We start from the raw sequence: 17620 nt of genomic DNA, 5'->3' as shown, positions 1-17620 counted from the left end.
TGTATCCTTTCTAGTTGAAAAAATCAACCGCATCAATATATTCTATTTGTCTCAGAGAATCGAGTAAGCCATCCACACGATTATCTACCTCGATAATCATCATAGCTTTTTCTCCTTTGGCTTCTCTTGTTAATGTCATGGTGCTGATGTTAATATTTTTTTCAGATAACAGTCGCGTTACGTTAGCAACAACTCCTGGTTTATCCTGATGGAAAGTAATGTAGGTTGGTGTTGAAAAATCTAAATTAATTTTAAAACCATTAAGCTCAGAAATTTGAATGGATCCACCACCAATAGATATACCAGTACATGTCATGCTACGATCTTTTGTTTTTAATATCATTTTTACTTGATTAGGATGGTCAGCTTTTTCAATTTTAGGTATAAAAGCTACTTCCATTCCTTTTTCATGAGCGATTTCTAAGGATTTAGCTAAACGGTCATCATCTGGATCCATCCCAAGTAACCCACCAACTAACGCGATATCAGTTCCATGACCACGATAAGTTTTTGCAAAAGACTCATATAAATAGATATCAACAGAAAGTGGCTGTTCACCTAAAATACGTCGGATGACTTTTCCAATTCTAGCAGCACCAGCAGTATGTGAACTACTAGGTCCTATCATAACTGGTCCAATGATATCGAAAACGCTATTATATTGCCCCATGATTTACCTCCATATATATTATTATTTGATTTTAGTTTATCATGAAAGGTTGATTTTATTGTAAACTTAGTCTTTTTTTTATTTAAATATAATGTGATAAAATAGGAAAAAGCGTATTTTAATTTATGAGTGGAGGAATAAGAATGAAAACAGAACTGATTGTAGTAGGAACAGAATTATTGTTGGGACAAATTGTTAATACAAATGGAGCTTTTCTGTCGAAAGAGTTAGCTGATTTAGGTTATGAAGTTTATTTTGAAACAACAGTTGGAGATAATAAAAAACGTTTAATAGATACGTTGAATTTAGCTTCAAAAAGAAGTGAGTTAATTATTTTGTGTGGAGGGCTGGGGCCAACAACAGATGATTTAACAAAAGAAGCAGTGAGTGAATTTATTAATGAACCGTTAGAATATGATGAAGGATCTCTAGAAAAGATCTACCATTTGTTTTCATCGACAGATAAAGTCATGCCAGAAAATAATAAACAACAAGCACTTACCTTTAAGAAAGGCATAACATTAAAAAATCCAACAGGTTTGGCATGTGGTGCTTTTATTGAAGTGAATGGTGTTAATTATCTACTTTTACCAGGGCCACCAAGTGAATTAACGGCTATGTTTGAACAAGAAGCTAAACCTCTACTCAGAAAACTATCTCCACACCATAATGAATTGGTATCGCGTTATTTACGTTTTATTGATATTGGCGAGTCACAGTTAGTAACAGATTTATCAGACATTATCGATGCGCAAACTAATCCAACAGTAGCGCCTTATGCCAAGTCAAATGAAGTGATGTTAAGACTTACGGCACAAAGCTCAAATTTAGATACGGCTAGAGAGTTATTAGATGAAATGGAAGAAAAAATATTAGATATTGAAAAGCATTATTTTTATGGTTATGGAGAAGAATTAACCATTCAAGAAGTTGCTATTAATCAACTAAAGAAGCAAAGAAAAACATTATCAGTGATTGATTTATTAACGGACGGTCGTTTCTTTACTGTAGGAACTGAGGTAGCTGGTGGTGAATCGGTTGTAAAGGCAGGGATTAACGTCAATAGCAAGAGCATGTTATCTTCTATATTTAATCAAACAATTGAGGCAAGTAACGATGAAGTGCTCGGGAAAGAATTAGCAAAATCAGGATTAGAGATGTTTCAAACAGATTATGTAATGGTGTTATTAGGAGATATGAGTCATGGAAATGATGAATTACCTGAAGGGATTACTTGGTTTTTCTTGGCTAATAAAGAAGATATTATCTGTAAAAAAAGAATATTTAAACGTCACTTGTCTTATATGAAAGATGGTGCTATAAAGCATGGATATAATTTCATACGATTAAATAGTTAATGAAACACACGAATATTTGTTCGCTTTTTTCTTGCTTTTTTGATTAAAAAAAAGTATATTAAAGAGTGAAGAGATAAAATAACTGGAGGTACATACATGGCGGATAATCGTAAAGCAGCCTTAGATGCTGCGTTAAAAAAAATAGAAAAAGATTTTGGTAAAGGTTCAGTGATGAAATTGGGAGAGAAAGTGGATACACAAATTTCAACAGTATCTAGTGGCTCTCTTGCTTTAGATTCTGCCTTAGGTGTTGGCGGATACCCACGAGGAAGAATTGTGGAAGTATACGGTCCAGAAAGTTCCGGTAAAACTACGGTTGCGTTACACGCTATTGCTTCAGTTCAAAAAGCTGGTGGAACGGCTGCCTTTATCGATGCAGAGCATGCATTAGATCCTAAATATGCGAGCGCATTAGGGGTCAATATTGATGAGTTATTGTTATCGCAGCCAGATACTGGAGAACAGGGTTTAAATATTGCGGAAGCATTAGTCTCTAGTGGAGCGATTGATATTGTTGTAGTCGATTCTGTTGCAGCACTTGTACCAAGAGCTGAAATTGATGGAGAAATGGGAGATTCACATGTTGGTCTGCAAGCTCGTTTGATGTCACAAGCGTTAAGAAAATTATCCGGGACAATCAATAAAACGAAAACCATTGCTATTTTTATCAACCAAATTCGTGAAAAAGTTGGTGTGATGTTTGGAAATCCAGAAACAACACCAGGAGGACGTGCTTTAAAATTTTATGCTACAGTTCGTCTTGAAGTTCGTCGAGCCGAACAATTAAAATCTGGAACGGATATTATTGGTAATCGTACTAAGATTAAAGTAGTAAAAAACAAAGTAGCGCCACCATTTAGAATAGCAGAAGTAGATATCATGTATGGAGAAGGAATCTCGCAAGAGGGTGAATTACTTGATATGGCTGCTGATAAGGATATCGTCAATAAAAGTGGTGCATGGTATTCTTATCAAGATGAACGTATTGGTCAAGGCCGTGAAAATGCGAAAAAATATTTGGCTGAACACTCAGAGATGATGGAAGAGATTTATCAAAAAGTGCGTTTAGCTTATAATATGGATGGTGTAGAACCTGAAGACGTAGAAGAAGAAAATGAAAAATTAGAGGAAATATCTGTCGAATCAGAAGATTAATTGTATAATAAACTACTGTTTAAAGTAATAATAATGAATTATGTTATTATATCTTTTTAGACAGTAGTCTATTTTTTTATGCTTTGTTGTTTAGCCTCTTTTTTAAGTTGACACTCGTTTTAACAAAGATTAGAATATATAATGTATAGTTAAATATATACACTCATATTTTATATATGATTTAAGTCATAGTAATATGTTTTACATCTACGAATAACACAATAATAAAGATAGTATGGAGGTGTTTTTATGGCTGCTACAATACTCCTTGCTATCATCGGTTTAATTGTAGGTCTAGCAATTGGCTATTTTATTGCCATGACTCGACATAAGAGGTCTATAGAAGGTGCGAATAATACTGCCACCGGAATTATTCGACAAGCCAAGAAAGAGGCTGAGACTCTAAAAAAAGAGCATTTGTTGGAAGCAAAAGAACTGAATCAACAATACCGATTCGAAATCGAAAGTGAGCTGAAGGAAGAAAGAGCTGAATTAAAAAATCAAGAAAATAGACTGTTACAAAGGGAAAATAATCTTGATCGAAAAGATGACTCTTTAGAAAAACGCGAACGTTCACTTGAAGAAAAAGAGGAAAAACTTGATTCAAGGAAACAATTGATTGATGAGCGGGAAAAAGAGGTATCAACCTTAATTGAAAAGCAAGAGATAGAATTAGAGCGTATTGCTAATCTATCTAAAGATGAAGCGCAAGATATTATCATGAACGACATGAAAGCAGAATTGTCACATGATCGGGCGATGTTGATTAAAGAAAGTGCACAACGTGTAAAAGATGAAGTAGATCGTAAAGCACGTAATATGTTAGCTTTAGCAATTCAGCGAAGTGCTGCTGATCAGATCTCTGAATTGACAGTGACAGTTGTCACATTACCAAACGATGATATGAAAGGTCGAATTATCGGACGAGAAGGCCGAAATATACGAACACTTGAAACATTAACAGGTATTGATTTGATTATTGATGATACACCAGAAGCAGTCGTCTTATCTGGATTTGATCCAATTAGACGAGAAATTGCTCGAATGACATTGGAAAAATTAATTCAAGATGGTCGAATTCATCCTGCAAGAATTGAAGAGATGGTGGAAAAATCTCGTAAGGAAATGGATGAACGAATTCGTGAATATGGTGAAAATGCAGCATTTGAAGTGGGAGTTCATTCATTACATCCTGATTTAATTAAAATACTTGGTCGCTTAAGATTTAGAACAAGTTATGGTCAAAATGTATTAAATCACTCAATAGAAGTAGCAAAACTAGCAGGTGTCTTAGCTGAAGAGCTAGGAGAAGATGCAACGTTAGCACGTAGAGCTGGATTACTACATGATATCGGTAAGGCTTTAGATCATGAAGTAGATGGCTCTCATGTTGAAATAGGAACAGAATTAGTAAGTAAATATAAAGAAAATCCAGTAGTAATTAATGCTGTTGCGTCACATCATGGTGATGTAGAAGCAACCTCTGTAATCTCTGTCTTAGTTGCAGCAGCAGATGCTTTATCAGCTGCTCGACCAGGGGCAAGAAGTGAATCTTTAGAAAATTATATTAAACGTTTAGAACGTTTAGAAGGAATTGCTAATGATTTCCCTGGAGTTGACACAAGTTTTGCAATACAGGCTGGTAGAGAAATTCGAGTTGTAGTGAAACCAAGTGAAGTGACAGATGACGAAGCCGTTATATTGGTTCATGACATTCGTAAGAGAATAGAAGACGAGCTTGAATATCCTGGACACATTAAAGTAACGGTTGTTCGTGAAGTTAGAGCAGTAGATTATGCAAAATAAAGTTGGTTAATAATAAATAAAAGAGCAGATGAGTTCATTCATCTGCTCTTTTATTTGATTTCATGTGAATTTTGTCAATATGATACAAAATAATTTAATTACTCCAACGTTTATGGTTTATCAGTTCATAGCAGAATGAAGGTTAAAAATGTAAAAAGAGTGATGTTATCAGTTTCTTTTACTACAATTGGAATTGTAGGGGGATTGAAAGTTACAGCAGCTGATTTTGATCCGAATATAGTTTTGGGAGAACAAATTGGCAAGGAACGTATGTTTATGATAAAGATAGAAACGATGTAGCGAATTTAAATAGTGACTTTATTGGTTTAGCGAAGTATGACAATCAAACTAATCGTTACGAATTTTTTGATAAAAACAACTGGGGAGACAAGAGGAGAGAAAGGAGTATTTTTTGTAACACCTGATGGGAAAAAACGTATCTTAATGTCACAAATAAATTATAACGTAGTGGTTGATATGGTTAGGCTAGATAGTGATATGTTTACATATAGAAGAAATGGAACACAAAAAGATGGTGGAACTGGTCCAGTATTTGTTGAACATGCTCCTTATGATAAAGATTTAAACTTTACAATTGATTTCCTTAAATTAAGCCTTGAAACAGGGACAATTGATAAAGACGTGCCAGGTCGAAATATATTGAGTTCAACATTTTGGTAAGGGACAAAAGCGCTAGATAGTAACGATAAGGATGTATCTGAGTACAATCAAGGATACCTTGGTTTAGCAAGATATGATAATAAAACAGGACGTTATGAATTTTTCAATAAAGAAACAGGTACTTCAAGAGGCGATTATGGTTACTTTGATGTCATTAACGGCAATAAAGAAAGGACACATGTTTCTGTTAATAATGATGACGATGAGACGTGGAAAGATACTTTTAAGATAAGTCGTGAAGAAGCAAGTCATTTGAATAATGGATTAGTAGTATCAAATAATGGGCTTAATCTATGGATAATAGTTTCTATTATTGCAATAAGTTTAATAGTTATTGAGATGATTATTTATAAAAGAATAAAAAATGATAGATAATAAGGTAGGGCGAAGTACTCTGTTAGTTAGGAGTGCTTTGCTCTATTTTTTATAATTAAGTGAAGAAAAAAACAAAATGATTGTTGACAAACAAAAGATATTGTTATATCGACTCTTATACTATATATAGTGCTTTCAAATCTTTAAAAATAAAAATATATACTATATATAGTTGAAAAAAGAATCTCATTGGGATAAGATATTAGTTGAATATATTAAGGGAGTTAGATGATAATGATAGAAACAGCAGAATTAAACGAAATAATGAGCAAAATATCAGAAGAAATTGATACGATTAATGTCATTAAAAGAGATGGACGTACGGTTGATTTTGACATTGCAAAAATAACAGCGGCACTACTGAAAGCAGAAAATAAAATAAATGGTCCAATTGATGATTTATCTATTAGAAAAATTGATGAATTAGTATTCAAAATTGTTTCTGAGATTACATCTCGTTTTTCTAAAGATGTGAAGATTTATGAGATTCAAAATATCGTTGAACATATACTTCTTGAAAATCGTGAATATTCTTTAGCTCAAGAATATATAAATTATCGAACTAAGCGAGATTTTGAACGGGCAGAATCAACAGATATTAATGTGACAATTGAGAAATTATTAAATAAGGATCAACGTTTAGTAAATGAAAATGCGAATAAAGATAGTGATGTATTTAATACCCAAAGAGATTTGACTGCAGGAATTGTTGGAAAATCAATCGGCTTGAAAATGTTGCCTCCCCATGTGGCAAATGCTCATCAGAAAGGTGAAATTCATTATCATGATTTAGATTATCATCCCTATTCACCTATGACAAATTGTTGTTTAATTGATTTTGAGAGTATGTTAAATAATGGATTTAAAATTGGTAATGCTGAAGTTGAGCCTCCTAAGTCAATTCAAACAGCGACAGCACAAATTTCTCAAATTATCGCAAACGTGGCATCTAGTCAGTATGGTGGATGTTCGGCAGATAGAATTGATGAATTTTTAGCTCCTTTTGCGAAGAAAAATTATGAAAAGCATTTAGAGGATGCCAAACAATGGATAGATGATGAGTCTAAACACGATGAATATGCGAAACAAAAAACAAGTAAAGATATTTATGATTCTATGCAAAGTTTAGAGTATGAAATTAATACATTGTTTACTTCTAACGGTCAAACGCCATTCACTTCATTAGGATTTGGTCTTGGTACGGATTGGTTTGAGCGAGAAATTCAACGCGCAATTTTCTTAAATCGTATTAAGGGGCTTGGAGGAGAACATCGTACAGCGATTTTCCCAAAATTAATTTTTACGATTAAAGATGGTGTTAACTTGAAACCAAGTGATCCAAATTACGATATCAAAGAGTTAGCATTAGAGTGTGCGACTAAAAGAATGTATCCTGACATATTGAATTACGATAAAATTGTTGAGTTAACTGGTAGTTTTAAAGTTCCAATGGGATGTCGATCATTTTTACAAGGTTGGAAAGACGAGACAGGTAAGGAAGTTAATGCTGGACGTATGAATTTAGGCGTAGTGACATTAAATTTGCCACGCATCGCGTTGGAAGCTAATGGTCACATAGAAACATTTTGGTCATTGTTAGATGAACGTTTATCTATTGCTAAAGATGCCCTGGTTTTTCGTGTGAAAAGATGTAAAGAGGCAACACCAGCTAATGCGCCTATTTTATATATGTATGGTGCATTTGGCGATAGATTGAATAAAAATGAGTCAGTTGATGAATTATTTAGAAATAAACGAGCAACCGTTTCTCTAGGATATATTGGATTGTATGAGGTAGCTTCTTCATTCTTTGGTGGCGAATGGGAAGAAAATCCTAAAGCCAAAGAATTTACTTTAGAAATATTGAAATATCTAAAACAACATACTGATGCATGGGGCGACGAGTATGGTTATCACTTTAGCGTATATTCAACACCTAGTGAGAGTTTAACTGATCGTTTCTGTCGTTTAGATAAAGAAAAATTTGGTGAGATTGAAAATATTACAGATAAAGAATACTACACAAATAGTTTTCATTATGATGTGAGAAAAAATCCTACGCCATTTGAAAAATTAGATTTTGAAAAAGATTACCCTAAATATTGTTCAGGTGGCTTCATTCATTACTGTGAATATCCAGTCTTGCAACAAAATAGAAAAGCATTAGAAGCGGTGTGGGATTATGCTTATGATAAAGTTGGGTATTTAGGCACTAATACACCAATTGACCATTGTTATGAATGTGGTTTTGAGGGGGATTTTAATCCAACTGAACGTGGTTTTGAATGTCCACAATGCCACAATAATGACCCAAAAACATGTGATGTAGTAAAACGAACATGTGGCTACTTAGGTAACCCACAAGCAAGACCAATGGTTCATGGTCGTCATAAAGAAATTTCATCACGAGTAAAACATATGAAATAAAAAAGAGTGTCACACTCTTTTTTATTTTTTAAAGGAGTATAGAAATGAGAAATCCAAAACCAAAAGAGTGGGACTCTGCTAAATATAGTAAAGGATACATTGCTGACTATAAACCCTTTATGTTTGTAGATGGTGAAGGTGTTCGATGCAGTATTTATGTTAGTGGGTGTTTATTTGCATGTAAGGGATGTTTTAACAGAGCGATTCAAAACTTTAAGTATGGTACACCTTATACAAAAGAATTAGAGGACAAAATCATAGAAGATTTGTCTCATGACTATGTTCAAGGGCTGACGTTATTAGGAGGAGAACCTTTCTTAAATACGGAAGTTTGTTTGTCATTAGTCAAGCGCGTAAGAAATGAATTTGGAACATCAAAAGATATTTGGTCGTGGACAGGATATACTTTTGAAGAACTTCTCGAAGAGACAGATGATAAATTAGAACTACTTAACTATGTGGATGTATTAGTTGATGGTCGATTTGAATTGGAAAAACGGGATTTAACTTTGCAATTTCGTGGAAGTAGTAATCAACGGATTATTGATGTGTCAAAGTCATTACAGGATTCTGAAATTGTTATTTGGGAAAAATGTTTAGATAAAGAAGCTTATTTTCTTTAAAGTGGATGGATATGTATAGTATTCATCTTTTTTTTATAGTTTTATCTCTAAAAAGTTAAAATTATTTGTGATAATAAACATATTAATTATTAGAGGTGAATCGAATGATTGTGACAGTTAACTTGTACCCAGAAGTCTCTAAAAGAATGCAAGCAAAAATAAATTTAGAACAAAGAGTGGTGACTCATTTAAAACCTATTATTGGTGAAGTTGAAACACTTGTTTTACTTGATAATATGACAACACACATAAATAATTTATTTCAACAAGAATTTTCTAGTATATCTAATGTATTATATAGTCGAGATATTTATGATTATCAAGAGGTTATTGATGGAAGTGATGCTATCATCTTATTCTCAGACTCATTAGTCAATAAAAGAAATAGTTATTACTCTTTCTTTCATCTACTACAAAATAATCAAAAAATTATTTTTGATGGAAGTATCGAAACTATAAAGATTGCACTAAATGGTGATGATAAACCCTATGCTATTTGTCTTAAAGAAACGCAATTACCAGATTTATTATCATTATCTCAAACAGTGGTATCTAACATGTTACCTTCGGAAATTATAACTGATCCTTTATTTGAAGATGTTCCAATGGTTGTTATTTACGGTGAGTCAGGAACAGGCTATGTTTCTCACAATGAAGAGCTATTCAGTTTATCGACAAATGATTTAGATGTATCGAACTTAAGTCATGAGGGATTTTTATTTGGATTAGCAAGAGGGCTCTCTGATAAAGAAAATACAACAGAAGTTATTGTAAAGCAAGGGCTAATTTGTGCCATATCTTCTATTGATAAACAAGATGTTATATTTGATGAACACTATTTTGATGATAAGATTAATGTAGTAAAGATAGCATAAAAGGGGGAAACCCTCTTTTTTTATGCATGAGGGAATATCATAACCTTGCTTTAATTTGGTTAGAATATAATGATAATCACCTAAAGATTAAATTTATTCAAATATTAGATTGTTTCCTAATTTATCGATACTAATTCATTTATATGGTTAAAAAGCATGTATCACAGTGAAATCAGTTTTTTCTTCAGTGACATTATCAAATAAGGAATAATTTAGAGTAACAGATGATTTAGTGATTAATAGTGAACGTAAGACATAATCTAATGATTTATCTGGTTCAATCAACATGATTTCATGTTTCTTCTCCTTGGGTTAATGTTATATGATTAGTAGTAAATAAAATCAATAGTCTTTAAATAGGTATAGGGTTGGAAAATATCAACCTTTTAAAAGAATCGTTATCGTTCTTTTTATATTTCGGTTAAAAATGTTATACTAAAGTTAATGAAATTAAAAAGAGGTGACTAGTTTGTTAGATAAAAAAGAAGAACTGTTTTTAAAAGAATTAACAGATGCAAAAGGCGTACCTGGCAATGAAACACAGGTGACAGAACTATTTAAAAAATATGCTGAGCCATATGCTGATAAATTATTGTTTGATGGGTTAGGTGGCATTAACGCGCGTCATATTGGTGAAAAAGAAGGTCCACGCGTCTTAATTTCAGGGCATATGGATGAAGTTGGTTTTATGGTAACTAAAATCACTGATAAAGGTTTTATCGAATTTCAAACATTAGGCGGTTGGTGGGGACAAGTTATGTTGGCTCAACAAGTGACCATCACAACATCTAATGGAAAAGAAATTCATGGTGTAATTGGTTCAAAACCACCGCATGTTTTGTCTGCTGAAGCAAGAAAACAACCATACGATATTGCAGATATGTTTATAGATATTGGCGCAACAAGTAAAGAAGAAGCAAGTGAGTGGGGAATCAAACCAGGAGATATGATTACTCCTTACATTGAGTACAAACGATTAAATGACTCAAAATATTTATTAGCAAAAGCATGGGACAATCGTATCGGAACGGCCGTGTCATTAAAAGTATTAGAAAATTTAGCTAAAGAAGGTCATCCAAATATTTTATTTGCTGGTAGTAATGTACAAGAAGAAGTTGGATTACGTGGTGCCAGAACAAGTACTCATTTAGTTAATCCTGATATTGCATTTGCTCTTGATACAGGTACTGCAGGAGACACACCAGGTATGACACCAAAAGAAGCAGATTCTGTGTTAGGTGAAGGACCACAAATTTTAATTTTTGATGCGTCAATGATTCCACACAGAAAATTGCGTGATTTTGTCATTGATGTAGCAGAAGAACTGGATATTCCATTCCAATACACTGTTATCACAGGTGGAGGAACAGATGCTGGAATGCAACATTTAACACGTAATGGTGTGCCATCACTGGCGATTACTGTGGCAACTCGTTACTTACATTCGCACACATCTATTATTCATGAAGATGATTATTTAAACACTATTAAATTAGTGACAGAAGTAGTGAAACGTTTAGATGCTGATAAAGTAAAAGAATTAACATCTTACTAAATGAAATGAACAGGTACGTAAAAGTATCTGTTTATTTTTTATAAAGAACAAAATTGTTTAAAAAAATAATTTTTATTGAATGATTTTAGGAATTAGTTGATAATATTACCAAAGTATTTGTATCTTTTATTGACTAGTCGTAGGATAATATTGTATGGAAAGGAAGTCATATTATGGATATCACTGTATTAGGCTATTGGGGAGGTTACCCTTATCAAGGGGAAGGTACAACATCATACCTTGTTCAATCAAATGATTTTTCATTGTTATTAGATGCTGGAAGTACAACACTTGTTAGGTTAGAGGAAAAGTTAGATCCTTTGACGTTAGATGCTGTTCTTTTGACTCATTATCATCATGACCACATGGCAGATTTAGGTGTTTTACAATATTTACGTCAATTAAAACCAACAAAACCTGTGGAAGAATTACCGATATATGGTCATACTGAAAACATGGAAAAATTTAATGATTTAACCATGACAGGTATTTCAAAAGGCATTGCCTATCATGAAACACAAGAGCTTGAACTTGGTCCATTCCTAATAACGTTTAAACGCACGATTCATCCTGTTCCTTGTTTTGCAACAAGAATTGTCGAAAAAAGCACAGGCAAAGTATTTGTGTTTACGGCAGATACAGGCTATTTGGAAGGATTATCTGATTTTTGTCAGGAAGCTGATTTATTAATTACAGATACCTATTTTTTAGAAGGTAATGAACACCATAAAGCACACTTAACAACCAAAGAAACTGGCGAATTAGCTAAACAAGCTAATGTTAAACAAGTAATAATTAGTCATTTAAATCAATCCCTTGATTTAGATGAGGTTTTAAAACAGACTCAATATTATGCTGGTGATATTCCAATTCAACTTGCAAAAATTAATTTAAATAAGACATTATAAGGAGATGTATCGATGATTTATGTATCAAATGAAGAAATAACAGACCCACGAATTAACTTAGCTATTGAGACATTTTTATTACAGGAAATGCCAGTAGATGAGCCAATTTTATTATTTTATATTAATGAGCCATCAATTATCATTGGACGTAACCAAAATACGATTGAAGAAATTAATATGGATTATGTTGAAGATAATGGTATTCATGTGGTTCGTCGATTAAGTGGTGGGGGAGCAGTTTATCACGATGAAGGAAATTTAAACTTTAGTTTTATTATGCCAGATGATGGAGAATCATTTAGAAACTTTGCGAAGGTGACTCAACCGATTATTGATGCCCTTCATGAGCTAGGTGTAGAAGGAGCAGAGTTAAAGGGACGAAACGATTTAGTTATCGATGATAAAAAATTCTCTGGAAATGCGATGTATGCCACAAATGGTCGTATGTTTGCTCATGGTACGTTGATGTTTGATAGTGATGTAAACGAAGTAGTTAATGCATTAAAGGTGAGAAAAGATAAAATTGAGTCAAAAGGAATTAAATCAATCCGATCTCGAGTGACAAATATCAAACCATTTTTATCTGATGATTATCAATATATGTCTACAAAAGATTTTAGAAAAGAGATTTTATTAAAAATCTTTGAAACAACAGATATTAATGATGTAAATGAATATAAATTAACAGAAGAAGACTGGAAAAAAATCAATGCTATTTCTGATAAATTATATCGTAATTGGGATTGGAACTATGGTCGTTCACCTGAATTTGATATTGTACGACGTAAGAGATACCCAATTGGTTCAATTGAAGCAAAAATGAATGTATCCGATGGTGAAATTAAAGAGATTCGTATTTTTGGTGATTTCTTTGGATTAGGTCAGATTGCTGATGTGGAGGATATTCTTACTGGAATCAAATATGACAAAGAATCAATATCAAAAGCTGTTGATAAAATTGATGTTAAAAAATATTTTGGAAATATCGAAGCAAGTGATTTAATTGAATTGTTGTATTAAATAAAAAACGTACATCCCATTAAGGGATGTACGTTTTTGTTTTTTATCATTAGTATTATTTAGTTGATTCAGTGGTTTCTTCTTTACTAGATTCAGTTGATTTAGTTTCTGAAGATTTACTTGTTTTAGAATCTGATGTTTTGCTATCACTTGTTTTGGTTTCTTTTTGTGGTAAATATGGTGTTAATATATTTTTATATTGATCATCTTTAATGTTTACATTTGCTTTTTCTAATTCTTTTCCAATCACTTCTTGTTGGAAAGTAGCATCAGACATTTTAGTTTGTTCAAAAATTTCTTTTAATTCTTTTTCATAAGGTTTGTAATCATTACCTTTTTGTTTGTTTTTAACCATTTTTACAATGTAATAAACATCTGTACCAGTTTGTTGGTTTTGAACAGTAATTAAATCAGATACCTTACCGTCTTCTAATTTGTATGCAGCTTCTTTTACTTCAGTAGGAACTGTTACACCAGCAGGATCAGTTGTAGCAGTTGAGTCAAACTTCACTTTACCACCATCTTCTTTAGTGACAGTATCTTGAGAATCACTTTTAGCTACTTTAGCAAAATCATCACCATCATTGACTTTTTTCAATGCTTTTTCAGCATTTTCTTTAGAGTCAAATGACATAATTTGAGTTTCTACTTGTGGATGATATGTTTTCCAAGTTTCTTTCAGGTCAGCATCCGTTACTTTGATGTGAGATTTTAACATTTCTTGGAAGGCCAAACTTTGTTTAATATTATCTTTAAATTGTTTAGCTGTCATGTTGTTTTGTTTAAGTAGGGCTTCAAAAGATTTTTTACCACCATTTTGTTCTTCATAAGCAGAGTATTGTTTATCAATTTCTTTTTGGTCAACTTTACTACCATAATCGTCTAAAGTGATTTTTTGAATAATCATGTTAACCAATGTTTCAGATGAAGTAGAACTTTTCTTCAGTTCATCGAAAAATTGAGTATCAGTAATTTTTCCACCTTTCATTGTAACGATATCTTTACCGCCAGAACAACCTGCTAAAGTAACCATACTTAATAGCGCGACAGCGGCTAATTTTAATTTTTTGTTTTTCATGTTAATTCTCCAATCTAGTTTTCAGTAAATATTATGAATTATTCATAAGCATGTTTATTATTATACCATAAAAAGAATGAAACTAAATAGTTATCTAAAAAGTTAATAATAATTTATAAATATTTTAATACTTTATTGCTCAAGAGTGTCTTTAAATTCAGTGATATCTTGTTCAATTTTTGCTAATTGTTCTTTGATTTGTTCAATCCTTGGTTTGGCTTTAAATTCAAATTTTTTAAGACTTTTTGTTGTTTCTTTTTCAAAGACAGGTAATAATTCTTGTGATAACGTTACTAATCGATTAGCTTGTATTTTGGTAGTATCAATTTGATTACTTAATGATAGAAGAAAATTGATATCTGCTTCTATTTTATTAGTGATTGATTGTTGGGTTTCTTTTCCAGATCGTGGAGCTAGTAAAAGAGTAGCCCCACCACAAATAGCTCCTCCAACTAAAAAGCCTTTAATAAATTTTTTTCCTGAAAAAGATTTATTTTTCTCTTTCTTTTTCATTTTTTAATCTCCTTGTTAATGGACTGAGCAATTGATACCATGTCTTCTTTTGAGTATTTTGAGCCATTATCTGCAAAGGTCATTGAAAAATCATCCTCTTTTCCATATCTTGGAATAAGGTGGACATGTGAATGAAAGACACTTTGATAAGCGGCTTCTTTATTATTGTTAACCATATTTAATCCAACCATATCAGGGAAGGCTTGTTCAATGGCACGTGCAATTTTAGGGATTCTAGTAAAAACATCTGATGCTAATTTTTCATCATACTCAAAAATGTCAGTAACATGTTTTTTTGGAATAACCAAAGTGTGTCCTTTAGTGGTCTGAGTAATGTCTAAAAAGGCATATACCATATCATCTTCATATACGGGGTAACTAGGTATTTCTTTTTCTATTATTTTGCAAAAAATACAATCAGTCATGCTTTGTTCCTCCTATGTTTATTAGCTTTCTGTTCTAGTGTAACATTATCATAATTGAATGAAAAGTTAGGACAATGAATATTAAAATAAGTAAGTAAACGAACGATATATGATATAATTAGTCTAGTATGTATTGGAGGAAAAATAATGAGTTTAAAAATAGAAAATCTAACAGGAGGCTATGGTCATGTTCCTGTTTTAAAATCAGTTAATTTTGAAGTGAAATCTGGTGAGATGGTTGGGTTAATTGGTCTCAATGGTGCAGGTAAAAGTACAACCATAAAACATATTATTGGTTTACTTAATGCACAAAAAGGAAAAATTACTATTGATGATGAAACCATTTTTAATGCCCCAGAATCCTATCGAAAAAAAATAGGCTTTATACCAGAAAGTCCAATATTGTATGATGAATTGACATTAAGGGAACATATTGAAGTGACGGCGATGGCGTATGATATTCCAAAAGAAGAAGCTTTAAAACGTGCGGAGTATTTATTAAAATTATTTCGTTTAGAAAATAAATTAGATTGGTTCCCCACTCATTTTTCAAAAGGAATGAAACAAAAAGTTATGGTATTGTGTGCTTTTTTGACAGAGCCAAGTTTATATATCATAGATGAGCCATTCTTAGGCTTAGATCCATTAGCTATCAATGCTCTTCTTGAGTTGATGAATGAAATGAAACAACAAGGTGCTGCTATTTTGATGTCCACTCATATTTTAGCTACAGCTGAAATATATTGTGATCGTTTTGTGGTCTTGCATAATGGTGAAGTTAGAGCGAATGGGACAATGGAGGAATTACGTGAGGAGTTTAATCTACCAGATTCTTCTTTAGATGATATTTATTTATCTCTTACTAAAGAGGAGGGAAAATAATGGTAGAATTTTATAAATTACGTCTTACTAAACATCAAAAAAAAATGATTCGCTATTTAAAATATGTGATGAATGATCATTTTATTTTAATTTGTATGGTTGGACTAGGTGGTTTTGGTTATTACTATTCCGAATATTTAAAAACATTGACCCCATTTGTTACTTGGGTACCTTTTGTGGTGATGATGCTTTGGTTAATCAGTCTATTTATTGGACGATTGAGTACCTTGATGCAAGAAGCAGATATGGTATTTTTATTGCCAAAAGAAAGAGCGATGACGACTTATTTGAAACAGAGTTTAAGATATTCAACTATTTTACCAGTGATTAGCTTATCTCTAATTGTCGGAGTGACGTTTCCTTTAGTAGTGGTAACAAAATCAGTGACTTTTTCTATGGCATTATTCATAATTGTAAGTTTGATTTCATTAAAATATGCAGATTTATGGATACAGTTAGAGTCACTTTATCTTAATACAGAGAAAAAGGTGACAACGCATCGATTTGTATGGTATATTGGCGCTTTAATTGGTCTTTCTTCAAGTTTGTTTTTATCATTTTATATTGGAACAGTCATTTCAATTCTTGTGAGTATATTGCTAGTTGTATTAGCAAAACAAACGTTAGAAATAAGTCAATTGAATTGGGAAAAGAGTATTAATATGGAAAGAAAAAGAATGAAACGAATTTATTCATTCTTTAATTTATTTACAGATGTTCCTGGCTTGTCATCAGATGTTAGAAGACGGAAATATTTAGATGGCTTACTAAATAAAGTTAAGAAAACCTCAGAGAATACTTATCTTTATCTTTATGCAAGAGTTGCTGCAAGAAGTTCTGAGTATAGTAGCTTAACGCTACGTTTGGTTATTGTAGGTGCGATTCTTTTATTTTTTACTCAGTCATTTTGGTTAATGGCTATACTAGGTAGTTTGTTTATCTATTTGTTGGGCTTTCAATTAATTCCAATGTATCATGCATTCGATTATATGTTGATGGCTCAGCTGTATCCTGTTTCTCCTAAGAAAAAATCTGGTGCAGTTTTATCTATAATAAGAAGTGTATTAATGATCATGACAATTATTTATGGCATAATTGTGTTAATTGCATTACCTAATAAAGTAGAGGCAATGCAATTATTTGGGATATTTGTTGTGGTCTGTTTAGTATTATCGTGGGGGTATCTCCCTTTGAGACTAAAAAAAATTGAAAAAAATGCAAATAGATGAAAAACTTCAATAGAAATGTGTTATACTAAATTTTCGTAAT

General features: G+C 32.2%; 16 protein-coding genes and 2 pseudogenes. 13 read left to right on the top strand and 5 right to left on the bottom strand.

Going from position 1 to position 17620, the window contains the following annotated elements:
- Positions 1–10: 10 nt before the first annotated feature.
- The gene (gene sdaAB / locus G314FT_RS00595; RefSeq protein WP_257701626.1) at positions 11–670 is read right to left on the bottom strand and encodes an L-serine ammonia-lyase, iron-sulfur-dependent subunit beta; all 660 of its coding nucleotides are present in this window, start codon (positions 668–670) and stop codon (positions 11–13) included.
- A gap of 143 nt (positions 671–813) precedes the next feature.
- On the opposite strand from sdaAB, the gene G314FT_RS00590 reads away from it, so the two are divergent.
- The 8 genes and pseudogenes from G314FT_RS00590 to G314FT_RS00560 all read left to right on the top strand — a co-directional run bounded on the left by G314FT_RS00590 (position 814) and on the right by G314FT_RS00560 (position 9970).
- The gene (locus G314FT_RS00590; RefSeq protein WP_257701625.1) at positions 814–2028 is read left to right on the top strand and encodes a CinA family nicotinamide mononucleotide deamidase-related protein; all 1215 of its coding nucleotides are present in this window, start codon (positions 814–816) and stop codon (positions 2026–2028) included.
- 96 nt (positions 2029–2124) lie between these two features.
- The gene (gene recA / locus G314FT_RS00585; protein ID WP_257701624.1) at positions 2125–3183 is read left to right on the top strand and encodes a recombinase RecA; all 1059 of its coding nucleotides are present in this window, start codon (positions 2125–2127) and stop codon (positions 3181–3183) included.
- A 249-nt stretch (positions 3184–3432) separates the two neighbouring features.
- Positions 3433–4989: a ribonuclease Y gene (rny, locus tag G314FT_RS00580; protein WP_257701623.1), complete on the top strand. Its 1557-nt coding sequence runs from the start codon at positions 3433–3435 to the stop codon at positions 4987–4989.
- 302 nt (positions 4990–5291) lie between these two features.
- A pseudogene (locus G314FT_RS00575) lies at positions 5292–5670 on the top strand (DUF4822 domain-containing protein); the annotation flags it as partial.
- A gap of 60 nt (positions 5671–5730) precedes the next feature.
- Positions 5731–6045 (top strand): annotated as a pseudogene (locus G314FT_RS10530) (DUF4822 domain-containing protein); the annotation flags it as partial.
- A 264-nt stretch (positions 6046–6309) separates the two neighbouring features.
- Positions 6310–8472: an anaerobic ribonucleoside-triphosphate reductase gene (gene nrdD / locus G314FT_RS00570; protein ID WP_423837537.1), complete on the top strand. Its 2163-nt coding sequence runs from the start codon at positions 6310–6312 to the stop codon at positions 8470–8472.
- 44 nt (positions 8473–8516) lie between these two features.
- The gene (gene nrdG / locus G314FT_RS00565) at positions 8517–9095 is read left to right on the top strand and encodes an anaerobic ribonucleoside-triphosphate reductase activating protein (protein WP_257701620.1); all 579 of its coding nucleotides are present in this window, start codon (positions 8517–8519) and stop codon (positions 9093–9095) included.
- Positions 9096–9199: 104 nt separating this feature from the next.
- Positions 9200–9970: a hypothetical protein gene (locus G314FT_RS00560; RefSeq protein WP_257701619.1), complete on the top strand. Its 771-nt coding sequence runs from the start codon at positions 9200–9202 to the stop codon at positions 9968–9970.
- A gap of 147 nt (positions 9971–10117) precedes the next feature.
- Here the strand turns inward: G314FT_RS00560 and G314FT_RS00555 are convergent, their stop codons facing one another.
- The gene (locus G314FT_RS00555) at positions 10118–10258 is read right to left on the bottom strand and encodes a hypothetical protein (protein WP_257701618.1); all 141 of its coding nucleotides are present in this window, start codon (positions 10256–10258) and stop codon (positions 10118–10120) included.
- A 181-nt stretch (positions 10259–10439) separates the two neighbouring features.
- Here G314FT_RS00555 and G314FT_RS00550 point away from each other — a divergent pair, with 181 nt between their 5' ends.
- The 3 genes from G314FT_RS00550 (at position 10440) to lplA (ending at position 13453) form a co-directional block, all read left to right on the top strand.
- Complete coding sequence (locus G314FT_RS00550) at positions 10440–11525, top strand: M42 family metallopeptidase (RefSeq protein ID WP_257701617.1); 1086 nt, start codon at positions 10440–10442, stop codon at positions 11523–11525.
- Between the two features lie 173 nt (positions 11526–11698).
- Positions 11699–12433: an MBL fold metallo-hydrolase gene (locus G314FT_RS00545; protein WP_257701616.1), complete on the top strand. Its 735-nt coding sequence runs from the start codon at positions 11699–11701 to the stop codon at positions 12431–12433.
- A 12-nt stretch (positions 12434–12445) separates the two neighbouring features.
- Positions 12446–13453, top strand: a complete 1008-nt coding sequence (gene lplA, locus G314FT_RS00540; protein ID WP_257701615.1) for a lipoate--protein ligase — start codon at positions 12446–12448, stop codon at positions 13451–13453.
- 55 nt (positions 13454–13508) lie between these two features.
- Here the strand turns inward: lplA and G314FT_RS00535 are convergent, their stop codons facing one another.
- The 3 genes from G314FT_RS00535 to G314FT_RS00525 all read right to left on the bottom strand — a co-directional run bounded on the left by G314FT_RS00535 (position 13509) and on the right by G314FT_RS00525 (position 15469).
- Positions 13509–14531 carry a peptidylprolyl isomerase gene (locus G314FT_RS00535; protein ID WP_257701614.1) on the bottom strand — a complete coding sequence of 341 codons (1023 nt, stop codon included), beginning with the start codon at positions 14529–14531 and terminating at the stop codon, positions 13509–13511.
- A 132-nt stretch (positions 14532–14663) separates the two neighbouring features.
- A complete protein-coding gene (locus tag G314FT_RS00530) occupies positions 14664–15044 on the bottom strand; it encodes a YtxH domain-containing protein (RefSeq protein ID WP_257701613.1) in 381 nt (126 codons plus the stop codon).
- Entirely contained in the window at positions 15041–15469 is a 429-nt protein-coding gene (locus G314FT_RS00525; RefSeq protein WP_257701612.1) for an HIT family protein, read from the bottom strand. Before G314FT_RS00525 ends, G314FT_RS00530 begins: the two co-directional genes overlap by 4 nt.
- Before the next feature lie 147 nt (positions 15470–15616).
- Here G314FT_RS00525 and G314FT_RS00520 point away from each other — a divergent pair, with 147 nt between their 5' ends.
- Positions 15617–16351 (top strand): ABC transporter ATP-binding protein, encoded by a 735-nt coding sequence (locus tag G314FT_RS00520; RefSeq protein WP_257701611.1) that lies wholly within the window; start codon positions 15617–15619, stop codon positions 16349–16351.
- Positions 16351–17580, top strand: a complete 1230-nt coding sequence (locus tag G314FT_RS00515; RefSeq protein WP_257701610.1) for an ABC transporter permease — start codon at positions 16351–16353, stop codon at positions 17578–17580. Before G314FT_RS00520 ends, G314FT_RS00515 begins: the two co-directional genes overlap by 1 nt.
- The last annotated feature ends 40 nt before the right edge of the window (positions 17581–17620 follow it).

Origin of the sequence: Vagococcus luciliae, assembly GCF_024637875.1 — a bacterium.
Taxonomy (GTDB): domain Bacteria; phylum Bacillota; class Bacilli; order Lactobacillales; family Vagococcaceae; genus Vagococcus; species Vagococcus luciliae.
Note: the sequence above shows the minus strand (reverse complement) of the source record. Positions and strands in the feature narration are given on the sequence as shown.

Coding starts and splice junctions, on each gene's coding strand:
- G314FT_RS00545 (WP_257701616.1), top strand. CDS start 11,699: ATGGATATCACTGTATTAGGCTATTGGGGAGGTTACCCTTATCAAGGG.
- G314FT_RS00590 (WP_257701625.1), top strand. CDS start 814: ATGAAAACAGAACTGATTGTAGTAGGAACAGAATTATTGTTGGGACAA.
- G314FT_RS00535 (WP_257701614.1), bottom strand. CDS start 14,531: ATGAAAAACAAAAAATTAAAATTAGCCGCTGTCGCGCTATTAAGTATG.
- recA (WP_257701624.1), top strand. CDS start 2,125: ATGGCGGATAATCGTAAAGCAGCCTTAGATGCTGCGTTAAAAAAAATA.
- rny (WP_257701623.1), top strand. CDS start 3,433: ATGGCTGCTACAATACTCCTTGCTATCATCGGTTTAATTGTAGGTCTA.
- G314FT_RS00525 (WP_257701612.1), bottom strand. CDS start 15,469: ATGACTGATTGTATTTTTTGCAAAATAATAGAAAAAGAAATACCTAGT.
- G314FT_RS00560 (WP_257701619.1), top strand. CDS start 9,200: ATGATTGTGACAGTTAACTTGTACCCAGAAGTCTCTAAAAGAATGCAA.
- nrdG (WP_257701620.1), top strand. CDS start 8,517: ATGAGAAATCCAAAACCAAAAGAGTGGGACTCTGCTAAATATAGTAAA.
- G314FT_RS00520 (WP_257701611.1), top strand. CDS start 15,617: ATGAGTTTAAAAATAGAAAATCTAACAGGAGGCTATGGTCATGTTCCT.
- G314FT_RS00555 (WP_257701618.1), bottom strand. CDS start 10,258: ATGTTGATTGAACCAGATAAATCATTAGATTATGTCTTACGTTCACTA.
- G314FT_RS00530 (WP_257701613.1), bottom strand. CDS start 15,044: ATGAAAAAGAAAGAGAAAAATAAATCTTTTTCAGGAAAAAAATTTATT.
- G314FT_RS00515 (WP_257701610.1), top strand. CDS start 16,351: ATGGTAGAATTTTATAAATTACGTCTTACTAAACATCAAAAAAAAATG.
- nrdD (WP_423837537.1), top strand. CDS start 6,310: ATGAGCAAAATATCAGAAGAAATTGATACGATTAATGTCATTAAAAGA.
- sdaAB (WP_257701626.1), bottom strand. CDS start 670: ATGGGGCAATATAATAGCGTTTTCGATATCATTGGACCAGTTATGATA.
- lplA (WP_257701615.1), top strand. CDS start 12,446: ATGATTTATGTATCAAATGAAGAAATAACAGACCCACGAATTAACTTA.